The organism is Bariatricus sp. HCP28S3_A4, assembly GCF_052066395.1.
GTDB lineage: Bacteria > Bacillota > Clostridia > Lachnospirales > Lachnospiraceae > Allocoprococcus.
This window is the reverse complement of the sequence record NZ_JBQHSE010000058.1, coordinates 1-6564: the sequence shown is the minus strand read 5'-3', so window position 1 is coordinate 6564 and position 6564 is coordinate 1. Positions and strand designations below refer to the sequence as shown.

Here is a 6564-nt window from a genome sequence, read left to right as displayed (position 1 = left end):
GAATATATTATCCTAGAGATTTCTGTATCAATCAAAGCCTAACGGCTGTTCAGCTTCGCATTTCGGCCGTTTTGCTCCGCAAAACCGGCCGTTGGGACGCGCCATATGCAGACAGTATAGAATAAAGTTTTGAAAATGTCCATAATGCTGTGAGCGACGAAGAAGTTGGAACCAACTTGTGCCTTTTTGAAGGAATTGGGATTGTTTCGGAAAAGTCAGTGTGTTATAATCGGAATAACGCAGACGGAAAACAGGATAAAACGTCGGGAGGTAGTGAGATGACGGTTAAATTTGATGTGAAAATGACGGAAAAAGCGATGTATGATTTTATGCTTCATACTACGTATACGAGTCTGAATGGAATAATGGGAGTGATTCTGGGAGGGATTACGCTGTATCTGGGAATCCGACAGACGATGAACGGGGTGTATCCGGCGGCAGCTACATTTTTCTTGATTGCGATATTCTTCTTAGTGGGAACGCCGCTGAATATGAAGGCAAAATCTTCCGAACAGGTTAAAAAATCACCCATGTTCCAGAAGCCGATCACTTATGAATTGACGGAAGAGGGCGTTCAGATTTCTCAGGAAGATCAAAGTACGCTGAACGAATGGGGGAATTTTCAGAAAGCAGTTTCAACAGATACATCTATTATTTTATATGTCACGAAAGTGAGAGCGCTGATTTTTCCAAAAGAAGCATTGGGCGAACAGTATGCGGTAGCTGTGAAGATGATCTCCACGCATATGTCTCCAAGAAAAGTGAAAATACGTCATGTCAGCGCGGATTAACAACAGATTGAAACGGAGAGAAGCAGTATGGTAATAGAGACTAGAAGTGCAAAGGAGACTTTTTTGCTCGGTGAGAAGATAGGGAAAGAAGCCAGAGCCGGTCAGGTATATACATTGATCGGAGATCTGGGTGTCGGGAAAACGGTTTTTACTCAGGGGATGGCAAAAGGGCTTGGAATCAAAGAGCCTGTCAGCAGTCCTACATTTACCATTGTACAGGTATACGAAGAGGGGCGTCTTCCGTTTTATCATTTCGATGTATATCGCATCGGTGATGTTGAGGAGATGGATGAGATTGGTTTTGACGATTATATATATGGTGATGGAGTGAGCCTGATTGAATGGGCAAATTTGATTGAAGAGATTCTGCCTGAGAAACGGACAGAGATCATCATTGAGAAGGATTTGAAAAATGGATTTGAATTCCGCAGGATTACGGTGGAAGAACGATAGAAAAGAGGTTGAATGATGCGGATATTGGCGATTGACAGTTCCGGGCTTGTTGCAACGGTAGCAGTGGTGGAACAAGACGAAAAGGCAGTCGGGAAAACGGTTGCGGAGTATACGATCAATTATAAAAAGACACATTCACAGACGCTTTTGCCGATGTTGGATGAGATTGTGCGCATGACAGAGCTGGAGCTTGGTTCGGTTGACGCGATTGCTGTGGCAGGAGGACCGGGTTCATTTACCGGACTTAGAATAGGCTCGGCAACTGCAAAAGGGCTGGGGCTTGCGCTTGAAAAGCCCCTGATTCATGTGCCGACAGTAGATGCACTTGCATACAACCTGTGTTATACAGATCAGATTGTATGCCCGATCATGGATGCAAGAAGAAATCAGGTGTATACCGGAATTTATGAATTCGAAGATGAAAAACTGAACATAATAGAGCCTCAGATGGCTGTGGGAATTGAAGAACTGGCAGAGAGACTGTGCAGATTTCCAAATGACAGGGGAATCATTTTCCTCGGAGACGGGGTCCCTGTTCATCGTGAAAGATTACAGAATGAGTTGCTTGTTAATTATAAAATTTCTTTTGCGCCTGCTCATATGAATCAGCAAAGGGCGGCAGCGCTTGGAACACTGGCAATGGATTATTATCGAACGGGCAGGGTGGAGACGGCGGCAGAGCATAAGCCTGATTATTTGAGACTTTCGCAGGCAGAGCGCGAAAGAGCGGAACGTGAACTGGCGAAAAAGAACACGGAGAGTAACTGCTAATGGCTGATGAATGGACTTTTAAAGAACTTTCAGCATCGGATACAGACGAAATATACCGGATTGCCCAGTTGGAATATGCTGTATTCCCAGATCCCTGGAGTGAAAAAGAGATAAAAAATACTTTGCAACAGGATCATACTTTTTGTGTTGCGGCAAAGTGCTGTGATATCGTTTTGGGGTATTTCATTTGTTATTTTGTTCTGGATGAATGTGAAGTCGCACGAATTGCAGTTGCGGAAGATGCCAGATGCAGAGGGATTGGCCAGAACCTGTTTGAAAATATGATGGATATCTGCCGAAGAAAAGGACTGGGAAGAATTCTGCTGGATGTCAGAAAGAGCAACCGGACAGCAATTCGCTTTTATGAAAAAAATCATTTTCAGGTGGATGGGATACGCAGGAATTATTATGGAGGAACGGCACCGGAAGATGCGATCCTTATGAGCAGGGATGTGCTGATTTCAAAACTTACGGAATAAACGAATGTGTCAAGTGGAATTTTTAGCATAAACATGCAGTGGTTTCCGATGGAAAAACGATCATGCTGGCGATATAATGAAAGCGTAATACAGAATACTTCCCGGATATGCCGAGCGAGATGAGCAGGCGGTATTTGAAGGGGATACTATGGAGGAACATGATGCGTCAGTATGAGATTTGTAATGAAAAGAAAAAAGAAATTCGCAGAATTATCTGTAATATGTGTAAAAAAGAAATTGAAGTCATAGATGGAATTGGAAAAGAGGATGTACTGAGTGTTGAAAAACGATGGGGATATTTCTCTGAGAAGGACAATGAGGTACATCGTTTTGACCTTTGTGAGGCGTGCTACGACAAGCTGGTCGGCTCTTTTGCGATTCCGGTAGAAATAGAATAGGAGAGAACATGTTAGATGTATGTTTGTTGGGAACCGGCGGAATGATGCCGTTGCCATATCGTTGGCTGACGGCCTTGATGATCCGATTTAATGGAAGCCAGCTTTTAATTGATTGCGGCGAAGGCACACAGATTGCGATGAAAGAAAAGGGATGGAGCTTTAAACCAATTGATGTGATATGCTTTACACATTATCACGGTGATCATATCAGCGGCCTTCCGGGACTTCTTCTTACAATGGGAAATGCAGACCGGACAGAGCCACTCACTTTGATTGGGCCAAAAGGGCTCGAAAGAGTGGTGAATTCGCTGAGGGTTATTGCACCGGAACTGCCTTTTGAACTGAAGTTTATTGAAATAACAGAGCCGGAGCAGAGTTTTGAACTCAACGGATACCGCCTCACTGCTTTTCGGGTCAGACATAATGTGATTTGCTATGGTTATACGATAGAAATCGACCGTGCAGGAAAGTTTGATGTTCAGCGGGCTATGGAACAGGAGATTCCGAAAGAATATTGGAAACATTTGCAGAGAGGTGAGAATCTCGAGCTGGAAGGGAGGAAACTGACACCCGATATGGTGCTTGGACCGCCCAGAAAGGGAATCAAACTGACTTATTGTACCGATACTCGTCCTACAGATTCAATCCGACAGCATGCAAAAGGGTCAGATCTGTTCATATGTGAAGGCATGTATGGAGAAAAGGAGAAAGCAGCGAAAGCGGTGGAATACAAACATATGACATTCTATGAAGCTGCGGAAATTGCAAGAGATGCTGAAGTAAAAGAAATGTGGCTGACACATTACAGTCCGTCGCTTACCAGACCGGAAGAATATATGGATGATGTGAGAACTATTTTCCCGCGTGCAATAGCCGGAAAGGACAGAATGACGACGGAATTGGATTTTCCGGAATAAGTAATGGTGCTGTAAAAGATAAATGAATGGATAGTGTAAGGCTACCTGAAAAGAAAGAAGAGAAGCAGATGGAAACAGAAAATAAAGAAATTAAGATTTTGGCAATAGAAAGTTCCTGCGATGAGACTGCAGCTGCGGTCGTAAAAAACGGAAGGGAAGTTCTGTCGAACGTGATTTCGTCCCAGATTGATCTCCATAAATTATATGGAGGAGTTGTACCGGAGATCGCATCCAGAAAACATATTGAGAAGATTAATCAGGTAATAGAGGAAGCATTGTCAGAGGCGAATGTAACGTTGGATGACATTGATGCAATTGGCGTGACATACGGTCCGGGACTCGTCGGGGCGCTTCTTGTCGGTGTCGCAGAAGCAAAAGCGATCGCATATGCGAAAAAACTGCCTTTGATAGGAGTACATCACATCGAAGGGCATATTTCTGCAAACTATATAGAGAATAAAGAACTGGAACCACCCTTTTTATGCCTGGTGGTTTCTGGAGGGCATACGCATCTTGTTTGTGTAAAAGACTATGGTACCTATGAAATCCTCGGACGGACGAGAGACGATGCTGCAGGGGAGGCTTTTGATAAAGTGGCAAGAGCGATTGGCCTGGGATATCCGGGAGGCCCGAAGATTGATAAGCTTTCGAGAGAAGGAAATCCGGATGCGATTCCATTTCCAAGAGCACATATCGAAGATTCGCCGTATGATTTCAGTTTCAGCGGGGTGAAGTCTTCTGTACTTAATTATATAAATGGATGTCAGATGAAAGGAATTGAATACAACCGTGCTGATATTGCGGCGTCTTTCCAGAAAGCAGTTACTGATGTGCTCGTGGGAAATGCTATGCATGCGGTAAAAGAATATGGATTAAATAAACTGGCGATTGCGGGAGGAGTGGCTTCGAACAGCACTCTGCGCACGGCAATGAAGCGGGCATGTGAAGAAAATGGAATTGAATTCTATTACCCATCTCCGATTCTGTGTACGGACAATGCGGCTATGATTGGAGCTGCAGCATATTATGAATATCTCGCAGGAACCAGGCACGGATGGGATCTGAATGCAGTTCCTAATCTGAGACTTGGAGAAAGATAAGGCTTTTTGAACGAAAAAGATATATGGAAATATGATTGTTTCATATTATTCGGTGGGTTAGGAAGCAAATAATGAGAAGGAGCTGGCATGGAACAGGAACACAATACAAAAAAACGCTGTACAGCGATCGTCCTGGCGGCAGGACAGGGTAGCCGTATGGGGACAAAAGTTCAGAAACAATATCTGGAGATTGCAGGAAAGCCTGTGCTTTATTATTCACTCGCTGCTTTCGAAGAATCTGAAATCATCGATGACGTTATTGTGGTTGTCGGTGAAGGACAGACTGAATATTGCCGGAAAGAGATTGTGGAAAAATATAACTTTGACAAAGTGGACTTGATTACTATCGGTGGAAAAGAGCGATATGAATCGGTATATCGTGCACTGCTTGCTATGGACAGGGAAGAAATGAAAGTACCTAATCGGGATGGATATGTATTCATTCATGATGGTGCGCGCCCGTTTGTGGATGAAGGAATTATTGAGAGAACATATGAGGCAGTGCGTAAACATAGGGCGTGTGTGGCGGGAATGCCGTCTAAGGACACAATAAAAGTGGTGGATGCAGACGGATTTGCAAAAGAGACTCCTGACAGAAAAACGCTTTGGCTGGTACAGACACCACAGGTGTTTGAAGCTCCATTGATCAAAGAAGCATATTTTCGATTGATGAAAAAGGAATGTATTCAAGTCACCGACGATGCAATGGTGGTTGAACAAATGCTTGGAATTCCGGTTAAATTGATTGAGGGATCGTATGAGAATATAAAGATTACAACGCCGGAGGATCTGCCTGTGGCAGAAGCTTTCATTAATCGAAAAAATAAATTAAAAAATTTGAAATAAGTTATTGACATTAAAGAAGCAGTTATGCTATAATTCCAATTGTCGCTGATACAGCGAAACAATTTAATAGATGCAGAGGTATCGAAGTGGTCATAACGAGGCGGTCTTGAAAACCGTTTGTCCGAGAGGGCGCGTGGGTTCGAATCCCACCCTCTGCGTTGAGAGAAAAGCACATTTATCTAAAGGATGGATGTGCTTTTTGCATTCTTAAAATGATAATTGAATGCAAATTACTTTGTACCCTTTTGGAAAAAGTGCAATGATATTAATAGAATAGTGAATAGACAGAAAATTGCGAAGCAAATCAAGAGATGTAGAATAATTAAAAAATGAAAAAAAATACTGGACAAAATTGCTGAGTTCGTGTATATTATTTTTCGGACGTTTTGGAGAAATACCCAAGAGGCTGAAGGGGCTCCCCTGGAAAGGGAGTAGGTCGTTAATAGCGGCGCGAGGGTTCAAATCCCTCTTTCTCCGTTCGCTTGTAAAGCTGTATGATGTGAAATGTGAAGGATGTATTTACATATATTGTGTATGTAAAAATCAAGTCAAAAAAATGTAAAAAAAGTTGAAAAATATACTTGACATTAAACGACACACATGGTATTATACAAAAGCTGACTCGCAAGAGACAAGCAAAACACAAAGAACATTGATAACTAAACAATAGACAACAACCCTGAAAATTCTTTAAGAGATTTTCAAGAACGGTTGAATCGACAGATTTAACAAACCTAAAAACAGTAAGAAGGAACAGAATTGCCAAGCGATTCTGGACTGGATACAAACACTTTATAACGAGAGTTTGA

8 protein-coding genes and 2 tRNA genes are annotated in these 6564 nt (G+C 42.7%); all 10 read left to right on the top strand.

The annotated features are described in order from the left end of the window. Window positions 1–278 precede the first annotated feature (278 nt). Window positions 279–791 carry a YcxB family protein gene (locus ACTNBF_RS16030; protein WP_441089664.1) on the top strand — a complete coding sequence of 171 codons (513 nt, stop codon included), beginning with the start codon at window positions 279–281 and terminating at the stop codon, window positions 789–791. A 27-nt stretch (window positions 792–818) separates the two neighbouring features. After that, window positions 819–1244, top strand: coding sequence for a tRNA (adenosine(37)-N6)-threonylcarbamoyltransferase complex ATPase subunit type 1 TsaE (gene tsaE, locus ACTNBF_RS16025; protein WP_427806043.1), 426 nt, complete (start codon window positions 819–821; stop codon window positions 1242–1244). A gap of 15 nt (window positions 1245–1259) precedes the next feature. Then, window positions 1260–2015, top strand: coding sequence for a tRNA (adenosine(37)-N6)-threonylcarbamoyltransferase complex dimerization subunit type 1 TsaB (gene tsaB, locus ACTNBF_RS16020; RefSeq protein WP_427806192.1), 756 nt, complete (start codon window positions 1260–1262; stop codon window positions 2013–2015). After that, window positions 2015–2494, top strand: a complete 480-nt coding sequence (gene rimI, locus ACTNBF_RS16015; RefSeq protein WP_427806042.1) for a ribosomal protein S18-alanine N-acetyltransferase — start codon at window positions 2015–2017, stop codon at window positions 2492–2494. The genes tsaB and rimI overlap by 1 nt, the downstream gene beginning before the upstream one ends. A gap of 158 nt (window positions 2495–2652) precedes the next feature. Then, on the top strand, window positions 2653–2892 hold the full coding sequence (locus ACTNBF_RS16010; RefSeq protein WP_427806041.1) for a hypothetical protein: 240 nt from the start codon (window positions 2653–2655) through the stop codon (window positions 2890–2892). 8 nt (window positions 2893–2900) lie between these two features. Beyond that, complete coding sequence (locus ACTNBF_RS16005; RefSeq protein WP_427806040.1) at window positions 2901–3809, top strand: ribonuclease Z; 909 nt, start codon at window positions 2901–2903, stop codon at window positions 3807–3809. Between the two features lie 68 nt (window positions 3810–3877). After that, window positions 3878–4909 (top strand): tRNA (adenosine(37)-N6)-threonylcarbamoyltransferase complex transferase subunit TsaD, encoded by a 1032-nt coding sequence (gene tsaD / locus ACTNBF_RS16000; RefSeq protein ID WP_427806191.1) that lies wholly within the window; start codon window positions 3878–3880, stop codon window positions 4907–4909. A gap of 87 nt (window positions 4910–4996) precedes the next feature. Further along, on the top strand, window positions 4997–5755 hold the full coding sequence (gene ispD, locus ACTNBF_RS15995; protein WP_427806039.1) for a 2-C-methyl-D-erythritol 4-phosphate cytidylyltransferase: 759 nt from the start codon (window positions 4997–4999) through the stop codon (window positions 5753–5755). Between the two features lie 72 nt (window positions 5756–5827). Beyond that, window positions 5828–5913: transfer RNA gene (locus tag ACTNBF_RS15990), tRNA-Ser, on the top strand. 230 nt (window positions 5914–6143) lie between these two features. Further along, window positions 6144–6232: transfer RNA gene (locus ACTNBF_RS15985), tRNA-Ser, on the top strand. Window positions 6233–6564: the final 332 nt, after the last annotated feature.